Source organism: Candidatus Kryptobacter tengchongensis (genome assembly GCF_001458555.1).
In the GTDB taxonomy this organism is placed as follows: domain Bacteria; phylum Bacteroidota; class Ignavibacteria; order Kryptoniales; family Kryptoniaceae; genus Kryptonium; species Kryptonium tengchongense.
The window spans coordinates 1-16,886 of the sequence record NZ_CZVH01000035.1 but is presented as its reverse complement, the minus strand read 5'-3'; the positions used below and the strand labels follow the sequence as shown (position 1 = coordinate 16,886).

Sequence of the window (16,886 nt, the reverse complement as noted above, 5' to 3'; positions counted from 1 at the left end):
CATCTGATACCCCCTCTTTTATTTTTGCCCTTGCGATCATTCTATTCAAAATTATCTTGCTTCTCCATGAAACAAATCTTTTATTTGAATTTGGAGTATACCGCAATGGACTTGGAATTATTGAAGCAAGCCGAGCTGCTTCCTCCATCGTCAACTCAGATGCAGATTTACCAAAATACTTTCTTGAAGCCGATTCAACCCCAAAAATTTCATCACCAAGCTCAATTATATTCAAATAAATCTCAAGAATCCTTCTCTTTGAAAGCTTTTGTTCTATTCTAAAAGCGATTATAACTTCCGCAAGCTTTCTTAATGGATCTCTTGAAGTTGAAAGGAATAAATTTTTCGCAACTTGCATCGTTATGGTGCTCGCACCTCTCGCAATTCTCCCACGCTGAAGATTTTTTTTGATTGATTCCCTAACCTCATACCAATCAACCCCCTGATGGTCAAAAAAACTCGCATCTTCAGATACAATCACTGCTTCTATTAAATATGGAGAAACTTTTGAAATCGGTATCCAAATCTGATTTATACGATATGATTTCCCTTCTCTCCTCGCCTCCTCCATTCGTTGTTTCATAAGCGCTGTCATCTTCGGATTTTCATACTTAAGATTTTCAATCTCTCTGTCAATCCTGATAAATTCATAAATCAAATAGCCCAGAAATAATAAAACTACAAAAAAAGCAAGCAACTTAAATTTCATTCTACCCCATCAAATTTCTCTTTGTTTTTCAAAAAATCAAGATAACTTTGCAAAATTAAGGTGGCAGAGATAATATCATCAAAGATTTTCTCTTTTCTCTTCTTCTTTTTCAGATTCATTTCAATCTTTGCCCTTTGAGCGATCTTCGTGGTAAATCTTTCGTCCCATTTGACGATATCAATTTTCAATTTTGACTTAAGTTTATCAACGAATTTTAAAACCTCATTTGTCTTACTTGAATATCTCCCACTCAAACTTATCGGCAAACCGACAACAATTAATTTGACATCATATTTAAAACAAATATCTTTTACCTTATCAAAAAATTCGGGATTGTTTTCAAGAACAAGCAAGCCTTGGGCAATTGTCAAAGTTGGGTCGCTGATGGAGATCCCAATTCTTTTACTTCCGAAGTCAATCCCCATTATCCTACCCGTAGAAGGTTCACTTTTCCTGGTATCTTGAGACACTGTAAACACTCTCAATTCTTCTTAATTTATCAATCAGGACATTCAAATGCTCAAGGTTTTTCACCTCAACTATTATAATTCCACGGAAAATTGAATTTTGAGTTTCAATGTTAACAGCTTTTATATTTGTATTCTGATATCCTGAAATTACAGTTGTGATCTCTTTAAGCACTCCTGGTTTATCCTCGCCTTCAATTGCTATACCAACTGGAAAAGCCATCCCATCAAGTATGGTAGACCACACCACTTCAACAAATCTATCCTCGTCCTGTTCTTTTAACCTTTCAACATTGATGCAGTCACGACGATGTATTTTTATCCCCTCACCTCTTGTTACAAAGCCAATGATATCATCCCCTGGAACAGGATGACAGCACTTCGCAAATGTATAAAGCAAATTGAAACCCGTTCCATCTATAACTATTGCCTTCTGTGGCTTTAAAATTTCGCCTATAACATTATCAATTACCTCTTTATCGTACTTTGTGGTTTCCTTTGCTTCTTGCCTTTCTTTAATTTTTCTTACAACATCAACCAAATCAAATTCGCCTTCTGCGATTCCAAGATAAAACTTTTGAAGATTATCAACCTTGTAAAGCTCCCTGACTATTTTTAAAAGTTCATCATCGTTTATGTGTATTTTGCTTTTTCTAACCTTCTTTTCCCATATCTCTTTACCGATATCAACAAGCCGTCTTTTCTCTTCGTTTATCCATTTTCTTATCTGCGATTTCGCTTTTGATGTTACAACGAAGTTTAACCAATCTCTGCTCGGTAAGCGATGCTTACCCGTTATTATCTCAACTTGGTCACCCGTTTTAAGCTGATAATTAAGTGGGACGACTCTACCATTGACTTTAGCCCCGATACAGCGAAGCCCGATTTCAGTATGGATTTCAAAAGCAAAATCAACAGGTGTTGCACCCCTTGGCAAAATTTTCAAATCTCCTTTCGGCGTGAAAACATAAATTTCATCCTGATAAAGATTAAGTTTAAGATCTTCAACAAACTCATTTATATCAGTTTGATTTTCAAGTATATCGCGAACCCATTTTACCCATTGCTCAAACTGTTTATCTGTTTCCGTGATATTTTCTTTATATTTCCAGTGCGCAGCAAGTCCCTTCTCAGCGATCTCATGCATAGCGCGTGTTCTTATTTGAACCTCAACCATTTTTCCCTCAGGACCAATAACAGTTGTGTGAATTGAACGATAACCATTTGACTTTGGATTTGTTATGTAATCCTTAAATCTTTCTGGAACGGGTCTATATATATCCGTAACAATTCCATAAGCTGTCCAACAATCTGTTGTGTTATCCGTATCAAGTATAATTCGCACTGCAAATAGATCGTAAAGTTCTTCAAACGTTTTCCCTCTTTTAATCATTTTATTATAAATGCTATACAGATGCTTAGGGCGACCGTTTATCTCAAATTTAAATCCGCGTTCAGCGAGGGCTTTTTCAATTGGTTTTGCGAACTCTTTGATATATTCTTCTCTTTGTTTCCTTGTTTGAGCAACCCGTCTTGCTATGTCCTCATAAGCCTCTGGATTTAGATATTTAAACGCAAGATCTTCAAGTTCCCACTTTATTTGAGCAAGCCCAAATCTATGTGCAAGTGGAGCGTAAATTTCAAGCGTTTCCTTTGCAATCCTTCTTCTTTTATGTTCAGGAAGATATTCAAGCGTCCTCATATTATGAAGGCGGTCAGCAAACTTGACAAGAATTACTCTAATATCCGTTGAAAGAGCTATTAAAAGTTTACGATAATTTTCAGCTTCAACGACATTCCGAGTATCCGCCTCAAAAATTCCTGTTATTTTCGTAAGCCCATCAACAATTCTTGCTATCTTCTCTCCAAATTCCGCTTGTATATCTTCAATCGTAAAGCTTGTATCCTCAACTATGTCATGAAGAAGTGCGCTCGCAACGGATATATCATCAAGCGGGATCTCATTAGCAACAATCATTGCAACCTCATAGGGATGATTAAAATAAGGTTCCCCAGATGCACGATAATTGTCCTTATGCGCATTGTAACTAAACCAGAAAGCCCGAGTTATAAGATCTTCATTGAAATTTTTAAGGTTCTTCCTGCATACATCAAGAAGCTTCTTCAAATTAGCCTGATATTTATCTTGAATAACCAACATCTTTGTGATCATATTTCATTTAACTCAAAAATAACTAACAAAAATTTGTTCAAAAAGTTCATTCATCTCTACTCAACTTTAAAATATACATTAATTCCCAAAATTGCAACTGTGAAATGCTGTTTTTAAATTTTTATAACAAAAAATTTATGAGGAAAACCATGAAAATTGGAATCATATGTTATCCAACTTATGGTGGAAGCGGGGTCGTAGCAACAGAGCTTGGGAAAAACCTTGCCAGCAAAGGGCATGAAATTCACTTCATTTGCTACGCAATACCTATAAAACTAAATAAATTCCTTGCCAACATATATTTCCACGAAGTTGAACTCTACCAGTATCCATTGTTTGAATTCCCAATTTATACTGATGCCCTCGCAAGCAAAATCATAGATGTTGCGCGATTTAATAAACTTGATATAATCCATGTTCATTACGCAATTCCACACGCAACAAGCGCTATCCTCGCAAAAATGATTCTCAACAATAAAATTAAAGTAATCACAACGCTCCATGGAACAGATATAACACTGGTGGGACTTGAACCAAGCTTTACACCAGTTGTTAGGTTTGGAATTGAAGCAAGCGATGGCGTTACAGCGGTTTCAAAATATCTCCGTGAGACAACAATTTCAACATATAATATAAACCGTGAAATTGAAGTTATACCAAACTTTGTTGATACCGAAACATTTAAACCGAGTAAAAATCCTTTGGAAGATATGTTCCATCATTTAAAGAAGCGTCAGCTATTGCGATAAAATCATCATGATCAAGTATCTGTTTAATGACTTCCTTATCAGCATTTGAAAGAGATGAGACAATTTCAGAAAAGTTAAGAGAGTTCAAGATGCTGTAAAGGTTTTTGATCTTGTGCGAAAAAAGATACCAAGCAAACTTGTTTTCGTCGGAGATGGACCCGAAAGAAGCGATGCGGAAAACCTCTGCAGACAACTTAAACTTTATGATGATGTTGTATTTTTGGGAAAACAAGAAGCGTTACACGAGATTTTGTGCTCTGCAGATATATTTCTTCTCCCAAGCCAAATGGAAAGCTTTGGGCTTTCTGCACTTGAAGCTATGAGCTGTGGCATTCCCGTTATAGCAACTAATGTTGGCGGAATCCCCGAGGTTGTTCTTCACGGTGAAACAGGCTATCTAACAGAAGTCGGAAATGTTGAAAGAATGGCTTCGTATGTTATTGAACTCCTTGAGGATGAGAACAAATACAGGGAATTTTCAGAAAAAGCACGGGAAAGAGCAGAAAAACTTTTTGACAAAAATTTGATAATTCCAAAATATGAAATCTTCTATGAAAAAATTTTAAATCAGTAAATTTTTAAAATCTTCTCCTCATTCTCTCCCTCTGCATCTCACGCACTGCCTCCATAAATTCACGTCTAAAATTTCTCTCAAAAACTATAACTTGAGCTATCTGTTGATCCGTCAAAATTTCTTTTAGCTCCTTGTAAAAATTCAAACGCAGTTCATATTCCTTTTTCCCAAGATCAATTAACTCTTGAATTGCCCTATCATACCCATCCTTATCCCCTTTTCTCAATTTTGCCTCAATTTCATTTACAACTCTCTCCCTCTCAACTTCAATCGCATCAATATCATTAGAAAATTTTGTATACTTATTTAAAAACTTAACAGATGTTTGCTCATCAAGTTTTAAAATTTCAAGAAGGCGAACCTTCTTAAATTCAAGTATTCGTTCCCTCCATCTTTGACCCATAAAACCCTGCGAAAACGAAGACGTAACTAAAAAAGCAATCATCCCGAAAACTAAAATCGTCTTTCTCATTTTGAAAATTCAAAATTTGTTTGAAATCCTTTTTAAAACTTCATCAATATCAATGTTGCGATAGTCATAATTTACTTCATCAAGATTGGGAATCTGATACTTATCATAGAGGTAAAAAATTGCCTGTTCAATTGTTTCACTATTTAGATCATCAAAATCAGACGGTTTTATTAAAACTCCCGTCATCTCAAAATTTGGAACCTGCGAAAAGTAAATTTCATCACGACTCACAAACAAATCTGATAACCCAATCCCTAACAAAAAACCAATTATTATAACCGCAATAGATGGAGCAACGAAAACAGGTTTCAAGGCAAGAAGTTTAACATTTTTTTCACGCTCAACAATTTTGCGTTTCACCCGACTGAGAAAATTTGACCAGTAAAATTCCGTCGGCTCTTCAACCTCATATTCGCTTAAAATTGAAACGACTTCCTTTATTTGCTCAAGCTCAATCCTACAACTTTCACATACCTCAAGATGTTTTGCTATCTCTTCAGATTCTAACTTCCCAGTTGCATAATCAACAAGGTTATTTTTGACTTCATTGCATTTCATTTTTTATGAACTTTTGTATTTTTTTTACAGCATGAAAATAATTTGCTTTTAGAGTTCCAACAGGTTTTTTCAATATATTGGAAATTTCTTCATACTCAAGATTTTCAAAAAAACGCATCACAAACACGGCTCTTTGTTTTGGTGGAAGCTTTTCAATAGCTTTTTCAATCAGTTTCTTTTCTTCTTTATTAATCAGTTCTTGTTCAGGCGTTTCATTTTGTCTCAAGAAATTAACGACTTCATCAATCGGAATAATTTCTCTAATCTTTTTCTTTCTCAAGAGGCTATTGCACTCATTTATCGTAATTCGGTAAATCCAAGTAAATAAGCTTGATTCACCTTTAAATTCATAGAGCGAATGAAAAAGTTTAATGAAAACTTCCTGTGCAACATCATCAGCATCATCGTGGTTCGTGAGAATTTTCCTCGCAAGAGAATAAACTTTCTTTTGATATCTTCTAACGATCTCATCAAATGCGGATGTATTTCCATTTTTAAATTCATTTACAAGTTCTATATCTGTTTTGTCCACCATCAACGCACTTCACATTTTTATATAAAAAACGGGCGGGATTCCCCGCCCTTATGTCTCAGTTAAAATACAACATATGGAACACCCCAAACAGAAACCGAAACTGGAGCAGAATCATCAAAGAGCGATTCCCTTGAAATAGCGTGAATCATCGCATTAAACGAACCTCTGTGCATATGAACCTTTACATCAGCCTCATAAACTTCTTCATTTCCATTTTGCGAAACCATCTTAAATAGTTTCCTTGCCCTATGAAATCCAAATTTGTCAACTCCAAATGTCATTGAAACAAGGTCTGTATCCGGAGCAGAGCTTTGAACTGTCACGCTTACTTTGACATTTTGAGCAGGGTTAAATGATGGAATCTCACCACGATGCCCAAGAAATCCAGGACGATAAAACTGATTCAATGGATCTGTCACTTCAATAACATCACCATTTGGCAATGTTAAGGAAATTTTCTTAATCGTTATATTTGAATTCTCAGTTCCCCCCCTGAACAAGCGAAACAGCCCAAACTCTCCACTTCCTTGCTCTTGATGTGTCCGCACTTTCTTTCTTTACAACCTGAACTTTTCTCCTGAAAACTTCATTTAAGGGCTTCGTTATAATTGTGTCGGGGGTTTTATTCCCTTGAGTATAAGTTGCTGCAATTTTCAAATCTGATTCAACCGTTCTTGTGATAGTCACAACGACAAGCGTATCATTCACCTGTTCATAGTTATATTCTTTGGTTACCTTTTTTACAACACGTCCCCATCTCAAAGGATAAATTTCCTTTGAAAATGAACCGAAATCAAAATCCATTGGAAGATATGTTCCATCATTTAAAGAAGCGTCAGCTGTTGCGATAAAATCATCATTTTCAATTATCTGTTTAATGACTTCCTTATCAGCATTTGAAAGAGATGAGACAATTTCAGATTCCTTTGTGCAACCGCCAATTAAAAGAAGCACCGCAAGGATAAGCGGCAAAAACGAAAACTTCTTTTTAAGCATGTTTTTTCTCCAATTTTGTTTTACTTGTTTCTTCACCTATTTTGATGTAAAAAATAAAACCTCGGTTTAATCGGATATTTTAGACAGGGCGTCTTTAAGCTTTTTATATGTGTCAGAGAGAAGTTCGGATATGACCTTGGTTTCAGAAATGACAGGCATAAAATTTGTGTCCCCATTCCATCTTGGAACGATATGAAAATGGATATGTTCTGCAATACCAGCTCCGCTCACCCTACCCAGATTCGCCCCCACATTAAATCCATGCGGTTTAAGAGCTATTTCAAGAGCCAATATCCCTCTTTTTATAACTCTCATCACATCCAGCATTTCTTCATCAGTTAAATCAGAGAAACTTGATGTATGTTTATATGGCACCACCATTATATGACCAGAATTGTAGGGAAAGAGATTCATTATTATATAACACTTTTCTCCCCGATAAAGCACAAAATTTTTTTCGTCTTCACTTGATTTTGCTTTTTCGCAAAATAAACATTCCTTCTTCTCCTCAGAATTTTCATTTGCAAAGCTTTCAATATACTTTGCTCTCCAAGGAGCCCAAAGTCTGTCCATCTTGAAATTAGCTTTATTTAATTTTCCAACACGCATAAGATAAATCAAAAAAACGAAAAAATGAAATTTCAACTTCAAACGAAAATTAACGTCCGACAAATTGAATTCTTAACCCACACAAAAGATCAACCCCCATCAAGCGTTATTAATTTTCACTCTGCCGATTATTTCAATATCAATATCACTTGGAAGCTCGGTATAGGAGATCACGCTCACATCTGGAAATACTGAATGGATTAAACGATAGAAATACAAACGAACCGTTGCCGAACAAATCACCACTGGTTTATGCCCCAACTCTTTCATCTTTTTAACATTTTCCTCAAGACTTAAATTAATTGCTTTTATCACATCCGGAGATAATCCAAGCGTTGAGCTTGATTGAGATGAAGTTTGTTGAAGTGATTGAGTTATTATTTCTTCTATCTTTGGATCAAGCTGAATTGCATGGATAATCCCGTTTTCATCTTGATAAAGGCGAGCGATTGTCTCAGATAACGAGTGGCGCACATATTCAGTTAAAACATCAACATTTTTTGTAACCCTTGAATAATCAAGCAATGCCTCAAGAATTGTGACCATATCCCGAATTGGTATCCCCTCGTTTAAAAGATTTTGCAAAACTTTCTGGATCGTTCCAACAGGAAGAACATCGGGTGTTATCTCTTCAACAAGCGCTGGATAATCCTCACGCAAATTATCAATCAATGTTTTCGTGTCTTGTCTGCTTAAAATCTTTCCAGCATTTTTTCTCAAAACTTCCATAAGATGTGTTATAATCACAGATGTGGGTTCAACAACCGTATAACCCATTATCTCCGCCTCCTCTTTTTTATGTTCCGGAATCCAATACGCTTCAAATCCATAAACTGGTTCTTTAACTTTCACAGCACCCTGGATCTCCTCCTGAACTGTGCCAGGATTCATAGCAAGTAAATAACCTGGTTTAACTTCACCAGATACCACTTTATTTCCACGAATTTTTATCACATACTCATTCGGCTCAAGATAAATGTTATCTCTTACTCTTATCGGTGGGACGATGATACCAAGTTCAAGAGCTAATTGCTTTCTTATGCCAATTATCCGCTTAAATAAAGTTCCACCTTGTTCTTCATCTGCAAGTGGAATTAATGCATATCCAATTTCAACTTCAATTGGGTCTATTTGGATTAATTTTTCAACCTTTTCTTCTTGTTGTTGGATTTGTTTTGGCTTAACCTCTTGAATTCCAATTTTAGATCTTTCAACCTTTGTCCCGAAATAACCCGCAACGCCACTTATCACAGATAGAATTAAAAACGGCAACATTGGAAGCCCTGGGACAATCGCAAAAAATGCGAGCACCCCAGATGAGATTAACAAAGCTTTGGGGCGTTGGAAAATCTGTCCCTTTATTTCAACATCAAATTGGTTCCCAGACGCATTTCTTGTCACAACCAGCCCAGCCGAAATTGAGATAATCAAAGCTGGTATTTGCGAAACCAAACCATCTCCAATTGTAAGAAGAGTGTAAGTTTGAAGTGCATCGGCAAAGCTCATCCCGCGCTGTAAAACACCAATTATCAAACCACCTATAATGTTTATTACAGTTATAATTAATCCTGCTATCGCATCCCCACGGACAAATTTGCTTGCACCATCCATCGCTCCGTAAAATTCTGCTTCCCTCTGAATTAACTCCCTTCTTCTTCGTGCCTCTTCTTCGGTTATAAGTCCAGCGTTTAAATCCGCATCAATGCTCATTTGTTTCCCGGGCATGGCATCAAGTGTAAATCTTGCTGCAACCTCAGCAATTCTTCCAGCACCTTTTGTGATTACGACAAATTGTATTACAACTAAAATTAAAAACACGATGAAGCCGACAATATAATTCCCCTTAACGACAAAAGAGCCAAACGCAAAAATTATTTTACCTGCGTAACCATCACCGAGTATTAATCTTGTTGAGGCAACATTCAAACTTAACCTGAAAAGCGTAAGTATAAGCAAAAGCCCAGGAAAAATGGAAAGCTCAAGTGGACTTGTTATATACATTGAAATTAAAAGGACGAGAATTGAAAATGTAATATTAAAAGCAATCAAGATATCCAAAAGGAAAGGTGGCAATGGTAAAATCATAAAAACAAGAATTGAAATCACTACAACCGCAAGCAAAATATCAGTGTTCCTTCCCAAATTTTGCAAAAATCCAGAATTTTGATTCATACTACACTCTTAAAATTTTTCTTTTTTAAATTGAAAACATAAGCGAGGACTTTAGCAACCGCTTTGTAAAGCTGAGGTGGAATTTCCTCATCAATCTCAACCAATTTATAAAGCGCTTGTGCAAGTGGCTTATCTTCAACTATTGGAATCCCATGCCGTTTTGCGATTTCTTTTATTTTCTCCGCAATCAAATTCATCCCTTTAGCGACAACTTTTGGAGCGTTCATCTTTTCAGGCTCATATTTTAACGCAATGGCAATATGTGTTGGGTTTGTGATTACAACATCTGCCTTTGGAACATTTTGCATCATCCTCATTTTTACGATTTCCCTCTGCCTTCGTCTTATCCTCAACTTAACAAGAGGATCACCCTCAAGTTCTTTCATCTCCTCCTTAATCTCCTGCCTTGTCATCCTCAATTCACGCTCATATTCCCATCTTTGAAATGCAAGGTCAAAAATAGCAAGCAAAAAATAAACCATCCCCGTCTTCAACAGCAATGAAAATGCTAAACTTGACATAAGGTTGAAAATTTTGTTAACATCAGAATCCATCAACACTATTACATCATCAATAACCCCTTTCAAGACAAAATATGATGTCAATCCAATTACCCCAATTTTTAAAAATCCCTTTCCAAGTTCAAATAAACTTCGTCTTGAAAATAAAATTCTTTTTATTCCATTGATCGGGTTCAGCCTGTCAAAATCAAACTTCAAGGGTTCAAGTGTAAAGATATACCCACTTTGAATGATGTTTGCTCCAACCCCAATTGCCATTAAAAAAATTAAGAACGGTAAAAAATTTAAACTGAAAAAAGAAAAGAAAAAGGTCACATATTTTTGAACGTTATCTTTTGAGATTTCAATCAGGTGTAGATTTGAAAAAACAAATCTCGTTAGGTTTGAAATTTTCTGATAACCATGGCTTCCACCAAAGTATAAAACAAGGATGGATACAAGGATAACAATTGCGGAATTAAACTCATAACTTTTTGCAATTTTACCTTTCTTTCTTACATCCTCCCTTCGTTTCGGCGTTGCTTGTTCAGTTCGCTCTTGGAATTCATCCGCCATTTTCCTATGAACCTATTAATTTTAACATTTCAACAAGATCGCCTTCAAATGTCAAGAGGATCTTTTTAAATACAAAAACGAAAAATGGCACCGTCACCATTAAAGCGAGAAACCCGATCATTACTTTTAAAGAAAAAGCAAACATAAATATGTTCATTTGCGGGAAAACACGAGATAAAATTCCAATTGATAAATCGGTCAAAAATAATGCCACAAGAACTGGGGCACTTATCTTAACAGCGGAGACGAAAACAAAAGTAATTAATTTAAGGCTAAAATTGATAAAGTTAGAATCCACAGAAAAAGACGAGATCGGGACAAGTTCAAAACTTGACTTTAAAACTTGAATTAAAAAATGATGACCATTTAACATCAAAAATATAGAAATAGATAGGTAATGCTTGAATTGACTCAATGTCGGAATTGGCTCTGAGTGTTCGGGATCAAAAGCGGTTGAAGTTGAAAACCCGATATCAAAACCGATCAAATGCCCAGCAAATTGAACTGAATAAAACATAACTGAGCTTGAAAAACCAAGCGTTAAACCAAGGAAAATTTCTTTTGAAACAAGTATAACAAAACCAAGCAAATCAAAAGATAAATTCAAATTTCTTAAATCAACGAGGAACAAAAGAGTATAACTTAAAAAAATGCCCAACCAGAACCTCAGTTGAAAGGGCAAAACAGAATGCCCCAAAAGTGGAGCTGTTGAAAGAAAACTCAAAACACGAACAAAAATCAAAATAAAAACATAAAATGTTGAAAGATAAAACTCCATCAAATCACTTCGCTATGTTTGGTATCTGGCTGAACAATTCCCGTGTGAAAGTAACGATGACATCAATTATCCACGGCAAAGAAATAACTATAACAATTGCTATAACTACAAGTTTTGGGACGAAAGTCAAGGTCATCTCATTTATTGAAGTCGCTGATTGAAAGATTGAGATTATCAATCCAACAATGGCTGAGGCTATAAGAATCGGAGCTGAGATTAAAAGTGCTGTGAAGAATGTTTCTCTTGCAAGATGAATTATGAATTGCTCCGTCATCCGAACATTTAATTTTTTATTTTAACGAAAACTTTGGATCAACGATTGGACGACAAGATGCCAACCATCAATTAAAATGAAAAGCAAAATTTTAAATGGAAGTGAAATCATCACGGGTGGAAGCATGATCATCCCCCATTGACATCAAAACGCTTGCAACAATTAAATCAATCATCAAAAATGGTATATAAATTAAAAATCCAATTTGAAAGGCAATTTTCAACTCACTTATAGCGAAAGCTGGGATCAGGACATGGGTTGGTATTTCATCCTTGTTATTAGGTTTTGGGAGATTTGAAAGCGATACAAAGAGAGCAAGGTCATCCTCACGAACTTGTTTAAACATGAATTCACGAATCGGTTTTATTGCCCTGTTGTATGCTTCTTCCTGATTTATTTCATTTTTGAGGTAAGGTTGAATTGCGTCCTTGTTGATTCTATCCCAAACTGGAGACATAATAAAAAATGTTAAGAAAAGAGCAAGCCCGACAAGGACTTGGCTTGGTGGCATTTGTTGAACCCCGAGGGCCTGCTTCAAAAAATGGAAAACGACAATTATCCTTGTGAAGGAGGTTGTCAAAATAATTATCGCGGGTGCAAGCGAGAGAATGGTCATTAAAAATAGAATCTGCAATGTCACCGCAACATCTTCCGATTTCTGCGCTTTCCCAACCTCAACGGTTATTTTCGGAACTGGAAAAGTAATTTTTTCAGCCGAATTTGTCTGCGCATTTGCAATTGAAAAGGATAAAACAAAAATTAATAATAAAACGAATTTTCTCATTCAAACACACCTCCCCTATTTTAGAATAAAAAACTTTCCATCTTTTCGCTCCACAGGTGAATAAAGCTCGTCAAGTGCCCGAATAAATTCAGGGTCATTTATCTCACTTAAAAGATTAATTGAATTTTCACTCACACCAATTATCAAAATCCTGTTTAAAACCCTGACAATGTAAACTGATTTTCTTGGTTGAATTTGCAACCTCCCGTAAATTCTCATTCCAACTTCAGAGCTGTAGAAATTTGAAACTGGCAAATGAAACTTTCTCAAAATATAAAAAGCAAGAAACATCAAGGTAATTATCAAAAAAAATGAAAGAAATGTCTTAACAATTATCCCAAGCATTTTCACTTTTTAACATTTTTTAACCTTTCATCAACGGCAACAAGGTTTGTAATTCTGATCCCAAAATGTTTATCAATCACGACAACCTCACCCTCAGCAATTTTTTTCCCGTTGACGATCACATCAACTGGTTCACTTGCAAGTTTATCAAGTTCAATTATTGAACCACGGTCAAGCTCAAGTATATCTTTTATCAACATCGTTGTTCTGCCAAGTTCAATTGAAACGGGCAACATAACATCAAATAAAAGTTCAAGTTTGCTATTTATCAATTTTTCGCCCTGTAGATTTTGTTCCGATGTTGAAGATTCAAAACTTTGAAATTCTGCATTCTTTACCTCATCATGAGTTAAGGGTTGCCCTTTTTCCATTTCATCCCTCCTCATTAGTTGCAATTTTTGTTATTTTGACGGCTTTTTTGCCTCCGAAAACCCCTGGTTTTCCATAAAGTTTTAATTTCCCCGCAATATAAATTTTAACTTCTGAATCAACCTTTGTATTAAGAAGAATCACATCACCTATGTTGAGGTTTATAAGATCGGCAAGCGTAATTTCACTTTGTCCAAGCTCAACAATTACTGGAACTTTAGTTGTTTTTATTTTCTCAGCAATATATTTTGTATATTCCTCGGATGTATATTTCCTAACACTCATAAACCTTTGGAGTGTCATCTTAGCAAGCGTTTCCTCAATAACAAAAACAGGATAGCATATACTCATTCTGTAATTTCTATCCCCAAGTGTGACGATAAAAGAAATCACGAGGACGATTTCACTTGATGGAGCAATTTGCACTATGTCAGGGTCGCTTTCATATTTTATAATTTTAAACTTGAATGTATCAATTATGCTCCACGCTTTCTCAAGGTCAGAAGTTGAACGCTCAACTATGCTTCTTATTAAGTTTTGTTCAATTTGTGTTAAAGCCCTTGCAATTTTTCTCTTTCCAATTTCCAAAGTTTCAATGCTCCCGCCAAGAAGTTTTTCAATCAACATAAAAGAGAGTTCAAGCCCAACTTCAAAAATAATTTCTCCTCTCCCCTCACCAGCGGAAAGGGTGAAAATAACACTTGGCTTCTCAATTGAAAGTATATATTCAGAGTAAAAAAGTTGATCAACATTTTCAACTTGAATTGTCACAGGTGTCTGAAGGCGACTCGTTAGATAATAGCCGAGCGATTCAGCGAAATTTTGATGAAGAGTTTGAATTGTTCTAATTTGATTTTTTGAAACTCTGCTTGGACGACGGAATTCATATGGGACAACTTCTTTCTCCTCTTGCTTTGATATTATCTCCACTGGAGATTTACCTGCGCTTAAACCAGCAAGCAAACTGTCTATTTCCTGCTGCGACAAAATCTCTGGCATTCTTTCCTCTGATTTTTTACTGGACTATAAATTTGCTGAAATAAACATTTTGTACTCTTCCCTGTGTAAGGATCTCATTAATCTTATTAGCTATCTCTCGCCTCAATTCCTTTCGCTTTGTCACATCTGTTAACTCCTCAAGTGTTTTGCTTGAGAGAACATTAATCAAAATATCATTCACTATAACTTCCTTGGTTTGAATTTCAGCAAACACCTTTTCGTTTGTTACCTCAATTCCAACGCTCGTTAAAAGATATCTCATAACCCCAGTTCCAGCTGGATTGACAATTAAATCCTTTACGACAAATAGAAATTCAGGATGGGTACTAACAAATTCTGTTTCAGTAATTTTATATTCATCGGCTGTTGCCTTTTCCATTGTTTGCTGTTTTGCTTTTTGCCCCTGTGTATGAGCTTGAGAATTCCCCGCCCCTGCCTTTGAATTCAAATCAAGAACAAGAAGGTAAGCAATTATTATTTGTAAAATGACAATGGGAATGGAAACCAAAAAAATTGTTTTTTTACTGGTTTTATTCACCTGTTCAGATACAACCGCTGATTGTTGCTGAGATAAAACTTTATCTGCCATTTTAAATCCTATATTTTGTTAAATCTCTAAAAATTAAGACAAAGCCTATGCCATTCAATTTTTGTGAAAATTTTGAAGGTTTTATCGGAATTTTAATTTTGAGGTGGCTAATATTGAGCATCTGAAGGGGATTATTGAGCAAAAATAAAAAACCCCCAGCCAATGCTGGGGGTTTTAATCAACAAAGCGAAAAAATTGAATCATCTCCTCCCAGGGTTGAGCGTTTTTGCATGGGGTCTTGGGTCTTGATTCGCACGAGCCCAGATTATATAAGCTTCTATTGCTTTCATCCGTGGGTCGTCTTCTTTAAGTGGCTTACCTTCCATCGGATTTTCAATACACCAGTTTATCATATCTCTAAGAAGAGCGATCTTTTTCAGCTGAATTTGAAACTTCGGATATGTCTCAGGGTGTGTATCTGTTGCGTCGGGATGACACATATCACAGGATATCCCATTTGTTCCAAGCGATGGGTCATGAAACCATTTATATCCTTCCTCAATCATAGCTTTGAGTTCTCTTTCCCAGATCAGAGAATCTCTTCTTGTAAACTTGGTTGATTGATATTTCTTTTGCTGTTGATAAGTCGTCAAAAGCATAGATGCGACCTCTTGAGCTTTTTCCCTTGACATGACTTCATTTTTTGATACATCGTTTAAAACAATCTGTGTTTCACCATCGCATGCAGTTATAACTTTTTTCTCGGCTTTTTTATCACCTTTACCTTCAATTGCGCTTAAATCATTCTTGCCATTCAAAAATATACCAACAATAAGAATAAGTGCAAACATAAAAATTTTGCTCCTCATAAAGAATTCCTCCTTAAAATTTTATTTTTAAAACGATGGATCAACTGGAACTGGTGGAACTTCCTCTTTTCCACCTGATTCAAGATATCTTGCTGTAACTCTCATAGGCTCTCTACTCCAGAGATTATAAATTTTATTTGCTTTCCCATTTCCAATGATTTCAACTGTCCCATCGCCTGTTCCATCAAACTGATCAAATGGATCAGCTCTATTCATTTTGATTGTTAATTTCGGAAGCCCAGTCGGTGCATATGGCCAAGGCCAAGCGGTTGAAAGCATACCGTAAAAGTTAATATTCCCGATCCTGTTAAACACAGGTTGATGTGTGTGCCCATGGATCACGGTAACATTTTTAAACGGTCTCAACAACGCTTGAACCTCTTCAGCATCATCTGTCCAGAAGTTCCATGGTTTATAATACTTATAAAGCGGTGAATGGGAAAACACAACTATCGGTGTATCTTTTGAAACTTTAGCAAGATCTTGCTTCAGCCATTCAAATTGTTTTTTCCCATAACCTCTTCCAACTGTAAACGGTCTTCCTTTCGGATTATCAAGTTGAGCCATAAACTTCATCCTCTCCATCGGCGTCATCTTTGCCTCTGTCCAGTAATCATCCACAAGAACAGAATTTAACACAATAAAGTGAACTCCTTTATGATCAAACGAATAATATGGTTGACCAAAAAGTTCAATCCATTTTTCTCCAAGATCAAGATACCAATCATGTTCTCCAACCATCATATAAATTTTCGCTTTAACCTCACTTAAAATTTCTTTGCCAAGCTTTAACTCTTCGGGCTGTCCAAGTTGAGCCAAATCCCCTCCGAATAAAACGAAGTCGGGTTG

21 protein-coding genes and 1 pseudogene are annotated in these 16,886 nt (G+C 35.9%); 2 read left to right on the top strand and 20 right to left on the bottom strand.

Annotated elements, in window-relative coordinates; all coding sequences use genetic code 11:
- From mtgA to AT685_RS03415, 3 genes are all read right to left on the bottom strand, one after another.
- The coding region (gene mtgA, locus AT685_RS03425) for a monofunctional biosynthetic peptidoglycan transglycosylase (RefSeq protein ID WP_072151563.1) at positions 1–709 on the bottom strand (709 nt) is incomplete at its 3' end.
- A complete protein-coding gene (gene ruvX, locus AT685_RS03420) occupies positions 706–1,134 on the bottom strand; it encodes a Holliday junction resolvase RuvX (protein ID WP_072151562.1) in 429 nt (142 codons plus the stop codon). The genes mtgA and ruvX, both read right to left, overlap by 4 nt.
- A gap of 19 nt (positions 1,135–1,153) precedes the next feature.
- Entirely contained in the window at positions 1,154–3,337 is a 2,184-nt protein-coding gene (locus tag AT685_RS03415; protein ID WP_072151561.1) for a RelA/SpoT family protein, read from the bottom strand.
- Between the two features lie 161 nt (positions 3,338–3,498).
- Between AT685_RS03415 and bshA the strand changes: the two genes are divergently transcribed.
- Positions 3,499–4,098 carry an N-acetyl-alpha-D-glucosaminyl L-malate synthase BshA gene (gene bshA, locus AT685_RS03410; RefSeq protein WP_081040566.1) on the top strand — a complete coding sequence of 200 codons (600 nt, stop codon included), beginning with the start codon at positions 3,499–3,501 and terminating at the stop codon, positions 4,096–4,098.
- A 112-nt stretch (positions 4,099–4,210) separates the two neighbouring features.
- On the top strand, positions 4,211–4,672 hold the full coding sequence (locus AT685_RS03405; RefSeq protein WP_072151559.1) for a glycosyltransferase: 462 nt from the start codon (positions 4,211–4,213) through the stop codon (positions 4,670–4,672).
- A 4-nt stretch (positions 4,673–4,676) separates the two neighbouring features.
- Here the strand turns inward: AT685_RS03405 and AT685_RS03400 are convergent, their stop codons facing one another.
- From AT685_RS03400 to AT685_RS03320, 17 genes and pseudogenes are all read right to left on the bottom strand, one after another.
- A complete protein-coding gene (locus tag AT685_RS03400; protein WP_072151558.1) occupies positions 4,677–5,144 on the bottom strand; it encodes a hypothetical protein in 468 nt (155 codons plus the stop codon).
- Positions 5,145–5,153: 9 nt separating this feature from the next.
- The gene (locus AT685_RS03395) at positions 5,154–5,702 is read right to left on the bottom strand and encodes an anti-sigma factor family protein (RefSeq protein WP_072151557.1); all 549 of its coding nucleotides are present in this window, start codon (positions 5,700–5,702) and stop codon (positions 5,154–5,156) included.
- Positions 5,689–6,237 (bottom strand): RNA polymerase sigma factor, encoded by a 549-nt coding sequence (locus tag AT685_RS03390; protein ID WP_072151556.1) that lies wholly within the window; start codon positions 6,235–6,237, stop codon positions 5,689–5,691. Before AT685_RS03390 ends, AT685_RS03395 begins: the two co-directional genes overlap by 14 nt.
- Positions 6,238–6,296: 59 nt before the next feature.
- Positions 6,297–6,737 carry a hypothetical protein gene (locus tag AT685_RS03385; RefSeq protein ID WP_072151555.1) on the bottom strand — a complete coding sequence of 147 codons (441 nt, stop codon included), beginning with the start codon at positions 6,735–6,737 and terminating at the stop codon, positions 6,297–6,299.
- Positions 6,718–7,269, bottom strand: coding sequence for a hypothetical protein (locus tag AT685_RS03380; RefSeq protein WP_072151554.1), 552 nt, complete (start codon positions 7,267–7,269; stop codon positions 6,718–6,720). The genes AT685_RS03385 and AT685_RS03380 overlap by 20 nt, the downstream gene beginning before the upstream one ends.
- A 30-nt stretch (positions 7,270–7,299) precedes the next feature.
- On the bottom strand, positions 7,300–7,806 hold the full coding sequence (locus tag AT685_RS03375) for an HIT family protein (protein WP_072151564.1): 507 nt from the start codon (positions 7,804–7,806) through the stop codon (positions 7,300–7,302).
- Positions 7,807–7,941: 135 nt separating this feature from the next.
- Complete coding sequence (flhA, locus tag AT685_RS03370) at positions 7,942–10,014, bottom strand: flagellar biosynthesis protein FlhA (protein ID WP_072151553.1); 2,073 nt, start codon at positions 10,012–10,014, stop codon at positions 7,942–7,944.
- A complete protein-coding gene (flhB, locus tag AT685_RS03365) occupies positions 10,011–11,090 on the bottom strand; it encodes a flagellar biosynthesis protein FlhB (RefSeq protein ID WP_072151552.1) in 1,080 nt (359 codons plus the stop codon). Before flhB ends, flhA begins: the two co-directional genes overlap by 4 nt.
- 4 nt (positions 11,091–11,094) lie before the next feature.
- On the bottom strand, positions 11,095–11,868 hold the full coding sequence (gene fliR, locus AT685_RS03360) for a flagellar biosynthetic protein FliR (RefSeq protein ID WP_072149573.1): 774 nt from the start codon (positions 11,866–11,868) through the stop codon (positions 11,095–11,097).
- A gap of 4 nt (positions 11,869–11,872) precedes the next feature.
- On the bottom strand, positions 11,873–12,142 hold the full coding sequence (fliQ, locus tag AT685_RS03355) for a flagellar biosynthesis protein FliQ (RefSeq protein ID WP_072151551.1): 270 nt from the start codon (positions 12,140–12,142) through the stop codon (positions 11,873–11,875).
- 21 nt (positions 12,143–12,163) lie between these two features.
- A pseudogene (gene fliP, locus AT685_RS03350) lies at positions 12,164–12,926 on the bottom strand (flagellar type III secretion system pore protein FliP).
- Positions 12,927–12,941: 15 nt separating this feature from the next.
- Positions 12,942–13,271 carry a flagellar biosynthetic protein FliO gene (fliO, locus tag AT685_RS03345; protein WP_072151550.1) on the bottom strand — a complete coding sequence of 110 codons (330 nt, stop codon included), beginning with the start codon at positions 13,269–13,271 and terminating at the stop codon, positions 12,942–12,944.
- A gap of 2 nt (positions 13,272–13,273) precedes the next feature.
- The gene (fliN, locus tag AT685_RS03340; protein ID WP_081040564.1) at positions 13,274–13,657 is read right to left on the bottom strand and encodes a flagellar motor switch protein FliN; all 384 of its coding nucleotides are present in this window, start codon (positions 13,655–13,657) and stop codon (positions 13,274–13,276) included.
- The gene (gene fliM / locus AT685_RS03335; RefSeq protein ID WP_072151549.1) at positions 13,644–14,639 is read right to left on the bottom strand and encodes a flagellar motor switch protein FliM; all 996 of its coding nucleotides are present in this window, start codon (positions 14,637–14,639) and stop codon (positions 13,644–13,646) included. Before fliM ends, fliN begins: the two co-directional genes overlap by 14 nt.
- A 16-nt stretch (positions 14,640–14,655) precedes the next feature.
- Positions 14,656–15,228 carry a flagellar basal body-associated FliL family protein gene (locus AT685_RS03330; protein WP_072151548.1) on the bottom strand — a complete coding sequence of 191 codons (573 nt, stop codon included), beginning with the start codon at positions 15,226–15,228 and terminating at the stop codon, positions 14,656–14,658.
- A gap of 200 nt (positions 15,229–15,428) precedes the next feature.
- Positions 15,429–16,037 (bottom strand): c-type cytochrome, encoded by a 609-nt coding sequence (locus tag AT685_RS03325; protein ID WP_081040563.1) that lies wholly within the window; start codon positions 16,035–16,037, stop codon positions 15,429–15,431.
- Between the two features lie 27 nt (positions 16,038–16,064).
- Positions 16,065–16,886: metallophosphoesterase family protein (locus AT685_RS03320; RefSeq protein ID WP_072151547.1), on the bottom strand; the 822-nt coding region annotated here is incomplete at its 5' end.